Annotated in this window: 16 protein-coding genes; 4 read left to right on the top strand and 12 right to left on the bottom strand. The window is 68.3% G+C overall.

Going from position 1 to position 17,170, the window contains the following annotated elements; all coding sequences use genetic code 11:
• Positions 1–85: 85 nt before the first annotated feature.
• The 3 genes from lptB to lptC form a co-directional block, all read right to left on the bottom strand.
• Positions 86–871, bottom strand: a complete 786-nt coding sequence (gene lptB, locus OJA40_RS15055; RefSeq protein WP_208426467.1) for an LPS export ABC transporter ATP-binding protein — start codon at positions 869–871, stop codon at positions 86–88.
• Positions 868–3,015 (bottom strand): OstA-like protein, encoded by a 2,148-nt coding sequence (locus OJA40_RS15050; RefSeq protein WP_263811003.1) that lies wholly within the window; start codon positions 3,013–3,015, stop codon positions 868–870. The genes lptB and OJA40_RS15050 overlap by 4 nt, the downstream gene beginning before the upstream one ends.
• 125 nt (positions 3,016–3,140) lie before the next feature.
• Complete coding sequence (gene lptC / locus OJA40_RS15045; RefSeq protein ID WP_263789843.1) at positions 3,141–3,704, bottom strand: LPS export ABC transporter periplasmic protein LptC; 564 nt, start codon at positions 3,702–3,704, stop codon at positions 3,141–3,143.
• A gap of 392 nt (positions 3,705–4,096) precedes the next feature.
• Between lptC and OJA40_RS15040 the strand changes: the two genes are divergently transcribed.
• From OJA40_RS15040 to OJA40_RS15030, 3 genes are all read left to right on the top strand, one after another.
• Entirely contained in the window at positions 4,097–4,438 is a 342-nt protein-coding gene (locus tag OJA40_RS15040) for an STAS domain-containing protein (RefSeq protein ID WP_011404111.1), read from the top strand.
• A gap of 66 nt (positions 4,439–4,504) precedes the next feature.
• Positions 4,505–4,954, top strand: coding sequence for an ATP-binding protein (locus OJA40_RS15035; RefSeq protein ID WP_208426464.1), 450 nt, complete (start codon positions 4,505–4,507; stop codon positions 4,952–4,954).
• Positions 4,933–6,048 (top strand): SpoIIE family protein phosphatase, encoded by a 1,116-nt coding sequence (locus tag OJA40_RS15030; RefSeq protein ID WP_208426463.1) that lies wholly within the window; start codon positions 4,933–4,935, stop codon positions 6,046–6,048. Before OJA40_RS15035 ends, OJA40_RS15030 begins: the two co-directional genes overlap by 22 nt.
• A 64-nt stretch (positions 6,049–6,112) precedes the next feature.
• Here the strand turns inward: OJA40_RS15030 and OJA40_RS15025 are convergent, their stop codons facing one another.
• The 4 genes from OJA40_RS15025 to OJA40_RS15010 form a co-directional block, all read right to left on the bottom strand.
• A complete protein-coding gene (locus OJA40_RS15025; protein ID WP_208426462.1) occupies positions 6,113–6,724 on the bottom strand; it encodes a GNAT family N-acetyltransferase in 612 nt (203 codons plus the stop codon).
• Positions 6,725–6,879: 155 nt separating this feature from the next.
• Positions 6,880–8,307, bottom strand: coding sequence for an o-succinylbenzoate--CoA ligase (gene menE, locus OJA40_RS15020; protein ID WP_208426461.1), 1,428 nt, complete (start codon positions 8,305–8,307; stop codon positions 6,880–6,882).
• A gap of 10 nt (positions 8,308–8,317) precedes the next feature.
• Positions 8,318–9,424 (bottom strand): o-succinylbenzoate synthase, encoded by a 1,107-nt coding sequence (gene menC, locus OJA40_RS15015; RefSeq protein ID WP_263811000.1) that lies wholly within the window; start codon positions 9,422–9,424, stop codon positions 8,318–8,320.
• Positions 9,425–9,431: 7 nt separating this feature from the next.
• A complete protein-coding gene (locus tag OJA40_RS15010; RefSeq protein WP_263809572.1) occupies positions 9,432–10,346 on the bottom strand; it encodes a 1,4-dihydroxy-2-naphthoate polyprenyltransferase in 915 nt (304 codons plus the stop codon).
• A 216-nt stretch (positions 10,347–10,562) separates the two neighbouring features.
• Here OJA40_RS15010 and OJA40_RS15005 point away from each other — a divergent pair, with 216 nt between their 5' ends.
• A complete protein-coding gene (locus tag OJA40_RS15005; protein ID WP_208426459.1) occupies positions 10,563–11,462 on the top strand; it encodes an MBL fold metallo-hydrolase in 900 nt (299 codons plus the stop codon).
• A gap of 72 nt (positions 11,463–11,534) precedes the next feature.
• On the opposite strand, the gene menD is transcribed toward OJA40_RS15005, so the two are convergent.
• The 5 genes from menD to OJA40_RS14980 all read right to left on the bottom strand — a co-directional run bounded on the left by menD (position 11,535) and on the right by OJA40_RS14980 (position 17,147).
• Positions 11,535–13,310 (bottom strand): 2-succinyl-5-enolpyruvyl-6-hydroxy-3-cyclohexene-1-carboxylic-acid synthase, encoded by a 1,776-nt coding sequence (gene menD, locus OJA40_RS15000; protein WP_208426458.1) that lies wholly within the window; start codon positions 13,308–13,310, stop codon positions 11,535–11,537.
• Positions 13,311–13,335: 25 nt separating this feature from the next.
• Positions 13,336–14,760, bottom strand: a complete 1,425-nt coding sequence (locus OJA40_RS14995; RefSeq protein WP_263809575.1) for an isochorismate synthase — start codon at positions 14,758–14,760, stop codon at positions 13,336–13,338.
• A 94-nt stretch (positions 14,761–14,854) separates the two neighbouring features.
• Positions 14,855–15,532 carry a histidine phosphatase family protein gene (locus OJA40_RS14990; RefSeq protein ID WP_208427623.1) on the bottom strand — a complete coding sequence of 226 codons (678 nt, stop codon included), beginning with the start codon at positions 15,530–15,532 and terminating at the stop codon, positions 14,855–14,857.
• Positions 15,533–15,592: 60 nt separating this feature from the next.
• Complete coding sequence (locus OJA40_RS14985; RefSeq protein ID WP_263810998.1) at positions 15,593–16,234, bottom strand: hypothetical protein; 642 nt, start codon at positions 16,232–16,234, stop codon at positions 15,593–15,595.
• Between the two features lie 208 nt (positions 16,235–16,442).
• Positions 16,443–17,147, bottom strand: coding sequence for a DUF4230 domain-containing protein (locus OJA40_RS14980; protein WP_263810997.1), 705 nt, complete (start codon positions 17,145–17,147; stop codon positions 16,443–16,445).
• Positions 17,148–17,170: the final 23 nt, after the last annotated feature.

The raw sequence follows: 17,170 nt of genomic DNA, 5'->3' as shown, positions 1-17,170 counted from the left end.
GCGCCGGGTCGAAGCCGGGCTTTTTTGCGACCGCAGTGGCCGGGGATGGACGCTGCAAAAAACCGACCAGGGAGGCTCAAACCGACTAGTACCGCTCGAGCGAAAATTTCTCGCCGAGATACCGCTTGCGCACCTCGGGGTCGGCCGCAAGCTCTTCCGCGGTGCCGTGCTTTAAGATGTGCCCCTCATATAGTAAATAGGCGCGATCCGTGATTGCAAGGGTTTCGTGTACGTTGTGGTCCGTGATGAGCACCCCGATGCCGCGCTCCTGAAGGCCCGCGACGATGCTTTGAATGTCTTCGACCGCGATCGGGTCGACGCCCGCGAACGGCTCGTCGAGCAAAAAGAACCGAGGCCGGGTCGAGAGGGCCCGCGCAATCTCGGTGCGGCGGCGCTCGCCCCCGGACAGCTCGTATCCCTTCGAGTCTCGCACCCGTTCCAACCCAAACTCTTCGATGAGCGACTCCACGCGGGCGGTGCGGTCCGCGTCGCTCATCGACTGGAATTCCAACACCGCGTGCAGATTGTCTTCCACCGTAAGCTCCCGAAAGACGGAAGTCTCTTGGGCCAGGTACCCCACCCCGCGTCGGGCCCGCTTGTACATCGGAAGTCGCGTGATGTCGTCGTCCTCCAGGTGGATGGATCCCCCGTTGGGACGAATCATACCCACGATCATGTGGAAGGTTGTCGTCTTGCCGGCGCCGTTCGGGCCGAGGAGGCCCACGATCTCCCCCTGCTTCACCTCAAGACTCACGTCGTCGACCACGGCCCGCTTGTCGTATCGCTTCGTGAGGTGACGCGCCGCGAGCGTCGCCGGCTCGCCGGAGGCGTCGCGGTCCACAGAGGACCCATCGGAGGACGAGGCGCTCATGAGTCGGGACTGGGCCTTGTGCTGAGGGTGTCTGACGGCGGGAGGGATCGCAGGGAGTCGGGCGGGACTGCCGGGCCCCGATCCGCAGAGTCCGAAGACGAACGTTCGGGCACCATTCCCTGCCGGAGGTATACGGGCATGGAGTCTGTGGGGGACGGCGGTTCGGTCCAGGTCTGGGCGGTCGAGTCGGCCCCAAAGGCCCACGCTCCCTCGGCGCCCGGCGGAGGCACCGGCCCGGCCACCGGGCGGTCGCGACGCGCCGGCCCTCGATCGAGCCGCCGACGCACCCGGGCGTCCCGGAGCAGCTCGCCTCGGATCGGGCGCCGTGCTGGCGTCCATTGAAAGCCCTCCAGCTGAAAAGGGTCCGGGATGTTCTCACTGTTCCGGTAGTAGGTGGTCTGCGTCCCCCCAATGACGCTCACCCGTCGGACGCTGCCGTCCACGAAACGCAGCTCGATGCGGTCGCCGGACGTCCGGGCCGCCCCGTTCAGGGAATCGTTCTCGGCCGCCAGAAACCGGATGGCCCGGGCATTGGGGCGGGCCCGGATGCGGCGGAGGGTGCCTTTGTCGAAGTATGCGGTAATCGTCTCGGCCTTCAGTTGCTGGATTCGATCCAGCACCGAATCGCGCTGGGCCGCGAATCCAGCCCCCCGGACAAACACGGTGTCGGGGCTCCGATTTCGCGCCCGGACCCGAATGGAGTCCCCCCACACCTGACTGTCGTCAAACCACGTCGTGGGGGCCCGGAACAGGCGGGTTTCCTCGATCGGCAGGGCGCTGTCGGCCCGTGCCGTTGGGGGGGGCCACCTCCGGGACGGCGGTGCTGGGGCCCCACGGGCACCTCGCCGGGCTGTAGGAGAAGGGCGGCCGGAGGGGCCCGCCCCGGCAGGACGCGCCGACGTGTCGGGCACGGGTCGGGACCGACCGCCGGCCGAATCGGGGGGGGCCGTTGCCTGTTTTTGAGAGGGAACGGGCGGGGAGGCTGTGGCGGCAGCGGCCCGGAGCGAGTCGGAACCGGCCTGTGGGGCCACAGAGTCTGGCGGCGGGCGGATCGTGTCGATTGGGGGCCGCCGACCGGCGACGCTGTCGGGAGTAGTGGCGACGACGCGGTCGTACACCGCGGAATCCGCCGTGGCGGAAAGGTCGGGCTGCCAGATGCGCACCGAATCCACCGCCACGAGCCGACGACGCATGTCCGTGCGGAAGGCCTCCAGGCGACGGGCCGCTACCACCAGGGTGTCGCTTGGGGCGCCCGTTGAGTCCATCCGGACCCGGACCAGCAGCGCGTCGCCCTCCACCCGGCTGTAGCGACGGGCCTCCCGGTTGTCCGCCCGATTCCCGAACAAATAGGTCCGCGCCGTGGTGTCGGCGCCCGCCCCGTCGTCGCCCCGCCGGTCGATGAAGACGTTTCCGTAGGCCACAGACCGATCGCGGTCGCGGTAGTACGTCAGGGAGTCCGAGAGAAGCGTCGTGCCCGGCTCGGTGAGCCGCACGCGCCCCCCAAACTCCGCCCGGCCTTCGTCGGACCAGTACGTGCCCCGCTGGGCCCGTAGCACCCGGTCGCCGTCAACGAGCACGACGCTGTCGGGAAAAACCGAGCGCTTCTCCGAGGCGAAGTATCGCGCGCTGTCGGCCCGGACGTTCACCTCACCGTTCGTTAGTCGCACGTTGCCGCGGGCGTACCCGACTTCGGTCGCGCGGTCGTACCGCACCGTATCGGCCCGGAGGGTGTCGCCCCGTTCGTAGATGACCACGTTGTCGGTAAAGAGGAGCTCGCTGCGAGAGAGGTACCGCCGGGCGTAGTCCGACCGCAATCGCGTCGAGTCCTGGCGGACGAAGACATCCCCGTACAGATCCTGCACACGCCGCTCCCTCCGGATCAGCGAGTCGGCGTTGACGAAGGCCCGCGGGGGGGCGATGGTGTCGGGTGCTGGCTGCACCGGTGTGGGCGGCGGCACGGTCCCCCCTGTCGGCAGCGAGTCCAAGCCCGCCGGCTCTACCCCAGTCGGGGCCGCCCGGGACGTGTCGCCTTCGGCCTGGGCCCACGCCTCTGTTCCACCTCCCATCCACGCCATTCCAACCGTCGCCACCAACAGGGCGCGTCCCAGGAGGTGCCACATCCGATGGTCAAAGGGATCAGTCATGCAGATGACGGCAGTGTTCCCACCGGGAAATCGGGTTTGTCAAGACGAGTTGCTCTGCACCACGGCGCCCGGACCGGAATTCCCACGAAAAGCAGGAATGCTGCGCAGGGCCGGGGCGTCGCGCTTCACTGCTGTTCATCCGTGTCGTTGTCCTCGTCGACGTCCACCTCCGCCGAAAACCGTCCGAGCTGGTACGTTTCAAGATCCTCGTCCGCGACGAGCCCGTCCCCCTGAACCACCTCCGAGGGCGTGCGGATGCGCACGAACCGGCGGGTGCGGATCGTCCGGTCGGCCTGGTGCCACGTAAGGTGTTCGCTTTCGAGCCGTTTGTTATCTTCGGTGGTCACGACCACGTTTCGGTACGCATCCAGCACGCCCTTCTGGTCCTGAAACACCAAACTGTCGGCCGTGACGGTGGCCGAAGAATCACCTTCTTCGTCGAAAAGGTACACCCGCACCTTCGTCGTGTCGTCCATCGAACGCCAGACCGAGTAGGTGCTGTCGTCGGTCCGGTACTGCTCCATCCGACGGGCCCGGAGAACGGCCCGCGGTCGTCCGTTTTCCGACATGTTGAACGCGGCATCCCAACTCACGTGTTTGGGCGTCGGTCCCGTCGTCGTTTTGTCCCGGTCGGTTCCCCCCGGCCGCGTTCGGTGCTCGCAGCCGCCGGCCAGAAGCCCTCCCCCCACGGCCACGCAGACCAGTAGCCCCAACACAGAACGCCGGCCCCAGTGCAGTCGAGTCACGATTTCCTATTTTTCTCAATTTAACCTTTTTGTTGTACAGCGCGGATCACAAATTCCACCGACTTTGTGTTTGCGTCGGTCCATTGATCCAAACTAAGACCTCAATATCCCCCGCAGGCTTTGCGTTTCCCCAAGGGAGCAATGGCGGCGCCTGGGGCCTCGTTTCACAGTCCGGCCCCTATCCGTTATATTGGCATTGATTTTGTTCTCTCATTCCCGGGGTTCTCTCATGCCCACTTGGCCCTTTGCTTTGGAGGGGCCCTACGCCCCACGCTGCGTTCCTGCGGCACACCTTCTCCTCACCACTCTCCGTCTAGACGACTCGTTTCACCATCATGAGCTTTGACGCCGAGACCGCTTCCTCCGAAACCGTCATCATCCACGTTGGGGAAGCCCTAGACTTTCGGAACGCAGACGACTTCAAGGAAACCTTCCAGGAGCACGTTGACGACGGCGTTCGGCAGTTTATTCTCGACTTTTCCGACACAGAGGTGCTCGACTCCACCGGCCTCGGGTCCATCTTTTCGCTGTACCGGGCCATCTCGCCGGACGACGGGAAGGTCGCCTTCGCGGACGTGTCGGAGCCGGTTCAGGTGGTCGTCCAGTTGACCCGAACGTACAAGGTCTTTCGCCAATTCCCGTCCGTGGACGCCGCCCGCGAGGCGTTTTCGGGATAGCCGATTGCCCCACCCTGGGCGTCTGCATCAACGGCGGCCTGCCTTGTTGGACACAGATCCGGCTCCATGGACCCCTTTACGAAGACGTACACGGACCTCGATCGGGCGATCGATGAGGTGCGTACCCTCTCTGATGATTGGCCCGTCTCTCAGCAAGACGGCACAATCGACGACGAAACGCTTCACTGCACGTGCCTCGTGCTCCACGAGTGGATTGCGAACCTCCACCAGCACGCCCGCTTCCGAAACGGCACCCCGATGGTCAAAATCCGGCTGACCTGTGACGCCCAACGGGTGGCCTGCTCGGTGCTCGACAACTCGGACGGCTTCGACCTCACCTCCTACCTCCCGGCCGACGACGAGGACCCGGAGGCCTTCCCGGAGCGCGGCATGGGCCTCCGGATCATCAAGACGTGTACCGATGACCTTTCGTATTCGCCGACGGAGGACGGCCTTCACCGCTTCGAATTTATCATCCCCTCCGACCACGATCCATGGCTGAACACACTATTTTAGTTGTTGAGGATGATAGCACGGTTCGGGAGCTTCTGAAGTACCGCCTCGGCAAGCACTACGAGGTCTACACCGCCACAAATGGCGAGGAGGCCCTGGATCAAATTGAGGAGACCATCCCCGACCTGATCATTTCGGACATCATGATGCCGAAGATGGACGGCTTCGCGCTGCAGTCGGCCCTGCAAACCGACAAGAACACGCGCGTCATTCCGTTCATCTTCCTCACGGCCCGGGCCGACGAAGAGGCGCGCCAGCAGGGCGAGCGGAAGGGCGTGGACGACTACATCACCAAGCCCTTCGACATGGAAACGTTGCTCTCTCGGGTGGAGCGCCTCCTGGAACGCATCGACATGTTCCAGACCCAGCTCGACGCGGAAATCGGGCGCGACTTTTCCAACCGCCTCCTGCCGGACGAGACGCCGGAAATGGGCGGCTACGAGCTCGACTTTTACAGCGAGTCCCGCGAGCAGGGCGGCGGCGACCTCTTCGACTGGACGGAGACCGACGAGGGCACCTACTTCCTCACGATTGGGGACGTGATGGGCAAGGGCCTCCGGGCCAAATTCTACGCCTTTAGCTTCCTAAGCTACGTGCGGGGCACCCTCCACACCTTGCTGGAGGAGTCGACCTCCCCGGCCGCCCTGATGGGCGAGCTGAACGACATGCTCCTCAACGACGATGTGCTGGAGGACACGTTCGCAACGTTTCTGCTCCTCCACTGGGACCCTCACGCCCACACCGTCACGTACGCGAACGCGGGCCACTGCCGCCCCGTCCTGGTACGTCCGGACGGAGCCACAATTCATGAGCACAGCGACCTGATCCTGGGCCTGGAAGAGGACGTGCGCTTCTCGGAGGTCTCGTTGGACCTCGACCCAGGCACCGCCCTGGTGTCTTACACCGACGGCCTCACGGAACAGCACACCCAGGACGGCAGCATGCTGGGCGAGGACGGCGTCCGGGACCTCGCCGTGGAGGCCTACGGCGGCGACGCCCCAATTCAGGCCCTGCTGGACGGGGTTCTGTCCCGAAGCCCCTCCGACAGCTTTGAGGACGACCTCCTGGTCGTCTGGCTGGAGCGCCTGGCCGACTAGCTTCCCGGCCGCGGGGCCCGACTCCGCCCCTCCTGTCCCCACCTCTGTTTCCCTGCAGGCCTCCTCACGCCGCCTCCACGGACGGCTCCTGCCGTGCCTCCCCCCGGCGTGCCCGATACGCTGGTGCCAAGAGGGCGTACAGGCCCTTGTCCCAGTAGCGCCCGTCTCGGCGCAGGTAGTCCCGCGCCGTCCCTTCCCTCGTGAACCCCATTCCTTCGATCAGATCCCGCCACGCCGTGTGGTACTCGAAGGTCTCCGCGCTCACGCGGTGCAGGTTTCCCTGATCGAAGCAGTACGAGAGCAGCATCTCAAACGAGGCGCGACCGTAGCCACGGCCCCAGTAGTCCCGATCCCCAATCGTGATGCCGACCTTCGCGTGGCGGCTGTGCGGATTGATGTGCGCCGCATAGGCCACGCCGATGAGCGTGTCCTCCTCAAGGGCATGAATTTCGAACGTCCGGGTCGAGGGGGACGACTCTTCACACATGCGCTCGAACCGCCCCTTGAACGCCCCGAACGACTCCTCCTCGTACGGCACCTCACTGTCGAGGCGATTCAATTCCGGGTCGTTGTTCCAGCGGAAGTGCGTGTGGATGTTTTCCATTCGGAGCGGCGTAAACGTGATCCGCTCTCCATGCAGCGGCGTCACGTCGGGAACAGGGGGCGGTGTGTCCATTTCGGAAGCGCTTCCAATTTCGGGACGTATCGAAGAGGGGTGTTTATCGACTGCTGGTGCGTCCTTAAGGAAACGGGCAGGCCCGCCGAATGCAACAGTCCTGCATCGTTTTCCGAACGCAATCCCGATCTTCTGGGCACCGGGCGCCGTTTCTTCTACCCCCTCCGGGCCCGTTGACGCAGGGCCTCATGGTCCACTTTCAACTGCCCGTCCACGGCGGCCTCGGGAAGGGAGCGAATGGCATCCGGGAGCTTAAATTTGGGCAGGGACGTCGACAGCGTCTGGCGCCAGGCGTCCGGCCGCAGGGGGCCGCGCGTCCGGACGAAGGCCACGGGCCGATGCCCGTAGGCCTCGTGGGGAACCGCCACGACCACCGCCCGCTCGATCTCGTCGACCCGTTCGAGCGCCGCCTCAATCTCTTCGGGCTGGATGTTCTCCCCCCCCGAGACGAACTGCCGATCGACACGTCCCTGCACGTGGAGGCGTCCCTGTGCGTCGACGTGCCCCACGTCGCCCGTCGGGTACCAGCCGTCTTCGCGCGGATCCCGGAGGGTGTCCCCTTCGATTACGCCCACGCACAAGGACGGCCCCGCAACGAGGATGTGGCCGTCCTCCGCAATCCGCACGCGGCGGTGCGGGAGCCGGCGCCCGGCCGTCTGCAGGTCCGCACGCGAGGCCCCAGGGGACGTCGTGGTGATCTGCGATGCCATCTCGGTGGAGCCGTAGCTGGTGTGCAGGGGCCATCCCCGATCGGAGCCCCGGCGCAGGAGCCCGGACGGAATGGGCCCCCCTCCGACGAGGACGGCGCGCACCCGCTCCGGGGCCCGCCCCTGTCGGGCATCCAGGAGGCGACGGAGCTGGGTCGGCACGAGGGACAGGTGGGTCGCCCCGGTCGTGGCCCCCGCCTCCGAAACAGACGCGTCCCGGCCCGGCACCGCCACGGCGGCCCCGGCCAGCGCACACCGGACAAGAATGGCCAGTCCCCCCACGTGATACAACGGCAACGAAAGCAGCCACCGATCCCCGACCCGGAGGGGGACGTTCGCGTTCGCCCCCTTCGCGCTGTACAGATGATTTGCCCAGGAGTGCAGGACGGCGGTTGGGCGGCCCGTGCTGCCGGACGTGAAGAGAATGGTCGCCCGGCGACGGATCGACCGGGCGGTCGACGCGGGCCTGCTCGTGGCATTTCGGACCACGAGTGACTCGGGAGGCACGGCGTCTGCCCCCCCGCCTCCCTCGTTTAGCGCCTCACGGTTCCGGGTGACGAGACCACGGGCGTGGAGCCGACTCGTGGCCCGCCAGGCCTCCACGTCCGGGAGGCGGGTACTGATCGGGGCGGCCACGGCCCCCTCGCGCCACAAGGCCCACAGCAGCACCACAAACGCCGGTTCTGGCGGCAGCCGAAGCGCGACACGTGCCCCGTCGGCCCACCCCCGCTCCCGCAGGTGCCGGCCGGTGGCCGCGACCGCTGCGTCAAGTGCCGCGTACGTCCACCGTCGGTCGGGCGTCCAGAGCGCCAAGGCATCGGGACGCGCCTGGGCGTGGCGATGAATCGGACACGGGGCATAGGGGCCGGCAGCCATGGTGTGCGGATCAGGCCGAAACGCGTTCGATGAGATCGAGCCGCCCCCACGCGATGCGAGCCGTGGAGGGCGTCGCGACGGCGGGCACGTCCACGTTTGGGCCGCCGATCGGGAGCGGAGGGTCGTACACGTCGGCCGCGAGGCGGTCGTACGTGGACAGGCCCACGGGCACCGCCGGCCCGGACGCCGCCAGCGCCACGAGCATCTGAATCCCGACCCCGGACTCGTAGGAGCCGCTGAGGACAGGGGCCGCGCCCGCATCTCGTGCGACGCGCCCCCACTCTCGTGTGCGCAGCAGGCCCCCGAGGAGCGTCGGCTTGAGGATTACGGCCGTCACGCCCGGCAGGCCTCGGAGGGTTGCGGGCGGGGCTTCCCGGGTCGTCTCGTCGAGCGCCACGGGGAGACTCGTTCTCTCGATGAAATCGTCCAGGCGGGCCGGGTCGGCGAGGGGCTCCTCCACGTAGGCGATGTGCAGATCGTCGATGCCGTCGGCGAACGTCACGGCCTCATCAAACGACCAGGCGCGGTTTGCGTCGGCACGAAGGGCAACGGACGCGTCGAGGGCCTCCCGAATCGCCCGGACGCGTGCGACATCCTCTTCGACGTCCCCCCGCCCCACTTTCACCTTGACGGCCCGGTAGCCCTCCTCTTGCCGCCGCACGGCCTGCGTGGGGCCGTTTTCCCCAGCGCGCGGGAGCAGGGCGTTCAGCGCCACGGTCTGTCGTGGCGTCCCCAGCATCTGCGGGACAGACGTCTCGTGCGCCCCGGCAGCGGCCCCCACCAGGGCCCCTTCCACCGCAAACCGGAAGGACGACGGGGCCTCCGCCTCGAAGGGAAGGGCCTGCAGCAGGGCGTCAAGGTCCCCCTGAGCGTCGAAGAAGGATCTGCCTGTCCAGCGAGGAAGTGCGGCGCGGGCGTGCTGTTCAACGTCCCCCAGTGTTTCGTCACTGAAGCCCGGCAGGGGCGCGGCGTCGCCCCAGCCGACGCAGCCCTCCTCCGTCGTTAGCCGCACGAGCACGCCCCGGCGCCGGGTCACCGCCTCGCCCCCCAGCTGGAGCGGCGCGGTGAGCGGAAGCGCGTACCTGTACAAAGCACTCTCCGAGATCGTCACGGGCACGGGGGCATCAGAGGTTCCAGCCAACGGCGAAGAGGAGGGCCCAGAGCACCAGGATGCGGCCGGTCGCCCCGAGCAGTGGGTTCAGCGCCTCCGGATCCGTCGTCTCGGACAGTCTCCGGATGGGCCCGATCGCGAGCGGGAGCAACCCGAGGGGCAGGGCCGCCCACGGGTGGGGCGTCGTCCCGAACAGGCCCGCCGCCAAAAGTCCTGCGAGCAACAGGGCCCCGACCAGGCAGGCCCCGTACGCGGCGACCCCAAATCGCCGGCCGAAGCGCACGACGAGCGTCCGCTTGCCGGCCCGACGGTCTTCCGCCACGTCCCGAACGTTGTTCACCAGTAGAATGCCGATCGACAGCAGCCCCGGCCCCCCCCCGGCGAGGAGCACCTCTGTCGGCAGCGACAGGGCCTGCACGTAGTAGGTGCCCCCCACCGCCACGGGGCCGAAGAACACGAACACAAACACATCGGCCAGCCCGAGGGCCGCGAGCGAATACCGGCCCGCGGTGTACCAGATGGCCGCCCCAATCGACGCCGCGCCCACGGCCAGAATGGGCCATCCGCCCCGCGCGATGAGGTAGAGGCCGGCCATCACGGCGAGGCCGAAGACCAGAATCGTAGCCCGTCGCATCGTTTGAGGGGCCACGAGCCCGGCCTGCGTGACCCGGAGCGGCCCCACGCGCTCTGGGGTGTCCGCGCCCTGCACGTAGTCGGCGTAGTCGTTGTGGTAGTTCACCCCGACCTGGATGAGCACCGCCCCGGCAAGGGCCAGGAGCGCCGAGAGAAGGTGCCACGCGCCGGCCTCAAGGGCCATCCCCGTCCCGACGAGCACAGGGGCGACGGCCGCCCCGAGCGTTTTGGGCCGGGCCGCCCACAGCCAGACACGTGCCTGGCTCACGTCCTGGGCGTCCGTCGAATCGTTCATGAGCGAGTAGTCAGGGGGTGCAGCAAACAAGACGAGCGTGCATACAAGCGCACACCTCAACGCCCTGGAGGACGGAGACGATCCCATCCCCCCTTGCGTGTGAGGCTCGCCAGGGTTGGAAAATCTTGTCTCTTCGCGGGCCGGTGCGCTGGCATTCGCCGCCGGCGGGGGCTACGTTGAACTCTACATTTTATCGCAACAATTCCCCCCAATTCCATGTCGTCTCGCCGTACATTTCTTCGCCAGTGCGGCCTTGCCCTCGCCGCCGCTCCGGCCCTCTCGTCCCTCCCCGCCTGGCTCGCCTCCGCGGACGGCTTCACGTCCCTCCGGGGCGGCATCGGCACCTTCACCCAGCGCGGGGGCACCATCGGGTGGCTCGCCACCGACGACGGACTCGCGGTCGTCGACACGCAGTCCCCCCAGTCGGCCCCCGACTGTTGGAACGGCCTCCGCGAACGGTCCGACAGTCCCCTCGCGATGGTCATCAACACGCACCACCACGGCGACCACATTGGCGGCAACGGCGTTTTTGCCCGGCACACCGACCGCCTCGTGGCGCACGCCAACGTGCCGGACCTGATGCGGGCCGGCGCCGAGGACGGAACGGCCGACGAGAAAACGTACCCGACGGAAACGTTCCAGGACACGTGGTCCGAGCCCCTCGGGAACGAGACCATCACGCTTCGCTACCGCGGCCCGGCCCACACGGGCGGCGACGCGATCGTCGTCTTCGAGAACGCGAACATCGTCCACGTGGGCGACCTGGTTTTCAACCGGGCCTACCCCTTTATCGATGTCGGTGGGGGGGCGGACTCCCAAGGGTGGATTGACAGTCTCGAAACCATCCACGGGGCCCTCGACGACGATACGATCGTCATTCACGGCCACGGCAACCCGGACTTTGGCGTCACCGGTGGGCGCGAGGACCTCTTGGTGATGCGCGACTTTCTCTCGGCGCTCAACGAGTACGTCACTCAGCAGCGCCAGGCCGGGGCGTCCCTGGACGAGATGAAGCAGACGAAGGTGCTGGACGGCTTCGAGGCCTTCAACTTCGACTGGGCCCTGTCGCTTGCCGACTGCATCGAGGCCGTCTACCGGGAGCAGACGGCCGGGTGACGAGCAGGCTTCCCGAACGGGTGCACACGCCGTCGACACGTAGCACAATGCACGCCCGGTGTCTGGCCGAGATCACCCCTCCTCCACGGCCCTCTCGACCGATGCCTCCAGCCGATCGTGCACCTGCCGGTTCGTCGCACGATCGGTTTGGACCTCAATGAGGGCCGATTCGCCAGACCGACAGGCCTGCACGTAGGCGCTGCGGAGGGCCGGCGGGGAGTCCGGGCGATGATACGGCAGGTCGAACAGGGCCGCCGCGTGCTCGAAGTCTTGCCCGTGGGGCGTCGTGAAGTACGGGTCAAACTCGTCGTGCTCGCGGATGGGCAGGAAGTGGAAGATGCCTCCACCGTCGTTGTTGACGACGATCGCCACGATGGGACGGTCTTGGAGAAGGGCCAGCCCGTTCAGGTCGTGCTGGAGGGCGAGGTCTCCGATCAGGAGCGTCACCGGGCCGTCTCGTCCTTCGGCAATGCCCGCCGCGGTTGCCACGGTCCCGTCGATGCCACTCGCGCCCCGGTTGGCAAAGGCCGGGCCGCCCGTCCCGCTTGGGGCGGCGTGGCGGTTAAGGTCCCGCACCGGCATGCTGCTGGCCGCCACCAGCGCATGCTCCGGCGGCATCTCTTCCGTGAGAAGCGCGGCCACGAGCGGGTCGGTGAGCGTGTCCGACTCCTGCACGTGGGCCTGCACGACGGCCCCGGCGCGCTCGCTGGCACCGGCCCAGTCGTCGCGCCACGTCGTGCCCCTCGGGCCCTCCTCCAGCCGCGCAACCAGCGCGTCGACCGCCGCGGGAACGGCCGCCTCCACATGGTGCGTCACCCGGTGATCCGGGTCGATGCGGGACGGATCCGGGCGCACAGCGGCCCAGACCTCGGGAGCGCTATCGCGCAGGAAGAGACGCAGCCGCTTCGACGCGAACCGCCCCCCGACCTGCAGAACGACCCTGGGCGGATGGCCTTCCCGGAAGGCCGCCGAGGTCAGCACCAGGTCCCCGTACGGCACCTGCTCCGGCTGCTCCCGCCCGCCCCGACGGAGACGCGACGTAAGATCGGGAATGAGCGGCCAGCCGAGGTGCGTGGCCAGCCGTCGGGTCGCGTCGGCCGCCGCGGCCGAGTCGAGCCGCCCCGCCACCACGAGCCCGTGCTCGGTCCCACGTACCGTCTCGGCGAGCGCGTCGACCTCGGGGCCGGGCGGAGAAGGAGCGGGGGTCGGGTAGTGCGTGTACGGCTCGGTGCCCCTCGCCCACGCGTCGACGGCCGTCGGAACGGCGACCGACGCCTCCGTCTCCACCGGCTCCAGCGGCTTCCGAAACATGCAGTTCACGTGCACGGGGCCTGCGGGCGCCCGGAGGGTCTGGTGCAGGGCCTGGTCGGCCGTCGTCAGGACGTATGCGGGGTCCACCTCGTCGGACGGCGGGGGGACATCGGCCTGCCACCGCACGTAGTCCCCGAAGATCTTCACCTGGTCGATCGTCTGGTTGGCCCCTGTATCGCGCAGCTCAGGCGGGCGATCGGCCGTGAGGAGGAGCATCGGCACGCCGTCGACCGACGCCTCCACCGCGGCGGGCAGGCCGTTCGCGACGGCGGTTCCGGAGGTCGTGACCCAGGCGGCGGGCCCCCGCGCGGCGCGCCCCACGCCCAGTGCCGCAAACGCGGCGCCCCGCTCGTCCACGTGCAGCACCGATTCGGCCTCCGGATGGCGCGCAATGGCGACCGTGAGGGGCGTAGAACGGGATCCCGGCGCGACGAAGAAGGTGTGTACGCCATTCCGCACGAGCTCCTCGACGAGCAGCTGCGTCCACAGGTAGGTGGGATTCGGGGCGTCGAGGACGGACCAGGACTGATGGGCCACAGGCGCACTTGGTTGATCAGAAGAACTACCGGGAGGCCATCCGGGGATCGCTCACGCCCATGATGGCGGCAAAGTCGCCAATCTTCTGTTCGATCTCGTCCCACTCCCGGTCCGGCGCCGACCCCTCAACGATCCCCGCCCCCGAAAACAGCGCCATCTGCGCCTCCTCCACGAGGCCCGCCCGCAGGCCCACTGCAAACTCGGCGGCGTCGCGCCCCACCCACCCAACGGGCCCCGCGTACCACCCCCGATCGAACGGCTCTCGGGCCCGGATCGCCGCCACGGCGTCATCGGTCGGCACCCCGCCCACCGCTGGGGTGGGATGCAGCGCCTCCAACACGTCCGTCGTCCCCGTATCGGGGCGGAGCGTACCGGTGATGCGGGCGTGAAGATGGCGTCCGCGGGCCAACGCCAACTCTCCCCTTTTCTTCGGAATGCGGACCTCGCGGCAGACCCGGTTCAGGTCGTCCCGGATGGCGTCCCGCACGAACGCGTGTTCGCGGCGCTCCTTCGGGCTCTGCAGGAGCTCTTGCCGGAGCCGCGCGTCCGCCGCCGCCGTCTCCCCCCGGGGCCGCGTGCCGGCCACCGCTTCGCTGACGACGGTCCGGCCCGCCCGTCGAAAGAGGCGCTCCGGGGAGGCCCCGACGAACGCCGCCCCCCGTGACGGACGCACCGCAAAGTGGTAGCACCCCGGCGTCGCGGGCTCCAGGTGACTCAGCACGAGGAGGGGGTCCATCGGCGCGCCGAGCGAGAGGGCCACGCGTCGGGCCAGCACCACCTTGTCGAGGGACCCGCCGTCTATCGCGTCGAGTGCCCAGCGCACCATGTCGGTCCACTCGCCGTGGCCCGGCACGTCTTGTCGCTGGTGGGGGCGGGGCAGGGCCGTGTGTTCGCTGGGGACCGGAAGCGCCACCGCGCCAAGCGCGTCCACAATCTCGTCCACGCGCTCCGCATCGCGGGGAAGCACCAAGGCACACACGAGCCGCAGCGTGCCGTCCGCCTCCACCAACTCAAACCGAGGCAGGACGAAGCGATACGTGCCAAACGGCGCCCAGCGACCGTCGGGTCGGTTCGGGGCGGTCGGCTGCCCGGCGTCGAACCGCATCCCCCCGTAGTATCGGACCCCAGAATCGGCGCCGTCCAGGCGCTCGTCCAGGACGCGGCCGAGGGCCTGGTAGTCGACGGGCGCCGCACTGCCCGACACCACGTCCGCCGTGCCGCACGCCGCGACCGTGCGGTCCTCGTCCCGCCCCGACCAGTATACCGCCTCGGCGGACGACCGGGCCCGCACCCAGTCGATGGGGCGCATGCGCCCCGGCACCGGCACGCTCACGCGAACCGTCCGGGCGGCCGACGACCGGGTCGCATCACGGATCCGGTCCGCCAGGGCCGCACGGACGTCGTCGGCCCCCTCGATGTCACGAATGACGGTGGGATCGAGATCGAGCATGGAGGTGTGCGTGAGAAAAACGGGTCGTGGGTGAAGGGGAGGAGCGGGCGGGGGAGGCCGCTCGCACCGTCTGCCATGAGGCGTGGCGGATCGGCTAGGCAGGGGCCGAGGCACAGCCCCCTGAGAGGTGGGCCGTGCAGTTGAGCCGCTCGGCCCGTGCCTGCCCCCGCTCGTAGACCACCTGATTGACGCAGGTGTTGGAGTGGTCGAGTTCGGGCATGTGCTCCAGTTCGTACGCGTCGAGGAGGGTCGCGAGCAACACGCGCAGGTACCGGCCATGCGTCACGACGAGGGCCGTTCCCCCGGCCTCTCGTGCAAGGATGTGCCGGAGCGCCTGTCGCGCCCGGCCCTGCACCTCCCGGATGGACTCGCCCCCCTTCGGCCCCCGATCGTATGCCCCCTCACGCCAGGCTGATTTGAGGGCGTCGACCGACGCGTCCCGCTCCGGAGATGGAGCCTCCCCCTCGTAGACGCCCCAATCCATTTCGTTCAGGGCTCGAAGATGGGTACGCGAGAGCAGATCGTGGGTCGTCGCGAGAATATCGGCGGTCTGCGTGGCCCGCCGAAGCGTACTGGCGTACAGCGCATCGATGTCCGCCGACGCGAACCGGCGGGCCAGTGCCCGGGCCTGCTCGCGGCCGGTCGCGTTCAGGGTGCTGTCGATGCCCCCGCCCTGCATGATGCCCCGTCGGTTGTACTCGGTCTCGCCGTGCCGAACCAGGTACAGGGTGGTCGGTGCCTCCGCAGCACGAGGTCGCAAGCCGTCACTCATACAAACCACTGTGGGGACCGTGCACGAAAAGACAGAGTCTGCGAACGCCTGGACGCCCGTCTACGCGTCGTCCGGGTCTGTCCCCTGGCGATCATGCAGATTATCGAGGATGTCCTTGGTGATGTCGTCGACCTGCGGCAGGGACAGGCGATGCTTGAGTGCCACCCGGACGATCAACCCCCGGAGCACCTGGTCGGCCACCGGCAAGGGATAGAGCGCTCGGCGCAATGGACGGACCACATACCCGGCTGCCCACCCCAGCACCCCCCACCGCAGGAGCACGAATCCCAAAAGGCCGGCCCCAAGCGCCGCGTACATCTCCGCGGCGGCAACGGCGCTCATCGCCACCACGTAGTACAGCGCCTGCGCGAGCACGTGGTCGAGCGCGGACACGGCCCGCACCGCCAGCAGGCTCGGCAGAGACGGGCTCAACAGGGCCCACGCGACAAACAGCGTGAGCGCTCCTCCCACCGCCCATCCCACGGGAAGCCCCCAGAGCATCAACGGCAACGCCCAGACCGTGACGGTCCTGGCGGAGTCGACCCATGTGTCCGCCCAGCGGAGCAGCTGTGCCAGCGGCACGTGGTTGAGCACCGCCCCGGCATACTCTTCCACGTCGCTCTCCGTGACGTGGTACCATCGTCCGCCCTCCGTGAGGAGGCCGTACGGGGTGTCGACGTATGGTGTGGCGGACCCCTCCATCCGGAGCGTACTGGGTCAGGATTTACATGTCACGAAACCACGGCCGACTCTTCCACGATTGAGTCGCCGAAGACCCCGTACAGGGGCTGGGGGGCGCGGTTTCAATTCAAACTGAAAGTTGAAGGACTTTCCCGCCTACCGGGCCCCTTCCGTCGGTGTCTCAAAATCACGCCCCGCCCCGAACGCGTGGTGCGTGCACGGACTGCGCCTATCCGCCCTTCGGTTGGAGGACGAGTTCGTCGCCGACCCGGATCCGAAACTGGGGCGCCTCCACCCCGGCGGCCTCCAGGGCCGGCCGAAGCATTTTCTTTAGGGCCCGTGCGGTGTTGACGCGCGGCTGGGTGGCGGCCCCAAGGCGACGCACCGCCTGCTCCCGGAAGGCTGCCTTGACGGCCCCCAGCGCCTCTCGTCGGACGGCCGCCGGCATGTCGGACGGCAGGACCCGCATCCAGCCACGTGTCCGCGAGCGCACCTCCAGTCGGCCAAGGTCCGGTTCCACGCCGTAGACGGCGAGCGAGGGCAGGGCCACGCCCACCCGCCCCCGGTCGTCCACCGCAATCATCGACGCGTCGAGCGTCTGCACATCGAAGCCATAGGACACTGTCCCGGGCACCCGCACCTGCGTTTCCGACCCGCCCCGCAGGAGGGGCAGGGCGCTCGGCTGGGTCTGTCGCAGCAGGTACGTCAGCCACGAGGGCGTGAGGTACTGCGCCGAGTCCACCCGCACCGTTGCCCGCATGTCCAGGGTGCCCGTGACGAGGAAGGACGCCGGGGCCTCGTCTTGAATCGTCGTGAGGACCGTCTTCCGTACCGTCGCGTCCGACGGGCCCGGGTCCCAAAGCAGCCCCCCTACCACCAGAAGAAGCCCTGCGATCACACCGCCCCCGATGGCGGCACGCACGTGGGGGGTCATGGTCGGCAACGACGGACGATGGC

The organism is Salinibacter pepae (assembly GCF_947077775.1).
Classification (GTDB): domain Bacteria; phylum Bacteroidota; class Rhodothermia; order Rhodothermales; family Salinibacteraceae; genus Salinibacter; species Salinibacter pepae.
This window is presented reverse-complemented; position numbering and strand designations above follow the sequence as displayed.

Bases quoted from the DNA above. Each gene is read 5' to 3' on its own strand.
- OJA40_RS14980 (WP_263810997.1), bottom strand. From the start codon at position 17,147: ATGACCCCCCACGTGCGTGCCGCCATCGGGGGCGGTGTGATCGCAGGG.
- OJA40_RS14995 (WP_263809575.1), bottom strand. From the start codon at position 14,760: ATGCTCGATCTCGATCCCACCGTCATTCGTGACATCGAGGGGGCCGAC.
- lptB (WP_208426467.1), bottom strand. From the start codon at position 871: ATGAGCGCCTCGTCCTCCGATGGGTCCTCTGTGGACCGCGACGCCTCC.
- OJA40_RS15010 (WP_263809572.1), bottom strand. From the start codon at position 10,346: ATGAACGATTCGACGGACGCCCAGGACGTGAGCCAGGCACGTGTCTGG.
- OJA40_RS15025 (WP_208426462.1), bottom strand. From the start codon at position 6,724: ATGGACACACCGCCCCCTGTTCCCGACGTGACGCCGCTGCATGGAGAG.
- OJA40_RS14985 (WP_263810998.1), bottom strand. From the start codon at position 16,234: ATGGAGGGGTCCGCCACACCATACGTCGACACCCCGTACGGCCTCCTC.
- OJA40_RS15040 (WP_011404111.1), top strand. From the start codon at position 4,097: ATGAGCTTTGACGCCGAGACCGCTTCCTCCGAAACCGTCATCATCCAC.
- menE (WP_208426461.1), bottom strand. From the start codon at position 8,307: ATGGCTGCCGGCCCCTATGCCCCGTGTCCGATTCATCGCCACGCCCAG.
- OJA40_RS15030 (WP_208426463.1), top strand. From the start codon at position 4,933: ATGGCTGAACACACTATTTTAGTTGTTGAGGATGATAGCACGGTTCGG.
- OJA40_RS15005 (WP_208426459.1), top strand. From the start codon at position 10,563: ATGTCGTCTCGCCGTACATTTCTTCGCCAGTGCGGCCTTGCCCTCGCC.
- OJA40_RS15050 (WP_263811003.1), bottom strand. From the start codon at position 3,015: ATGACTGATCCCTTTGACCATCGGATGTGGCACCTCCTGGGACGCGCC.
- OJA40_RS15035 (WP_208426464.1), top strand. From the start codon at position 4,505: ATGGACCCCTTTACGAAGACGTACACGGACCTCGATCGGGCGATCGAT.
- OJA40_RS14990 (WP_208427623.1), bottom strand. From the start codon at position 15,532: ATGAGTGACGGCTTGCGACCTCGTGCTGCGGAGGCACCGACCACCCTG.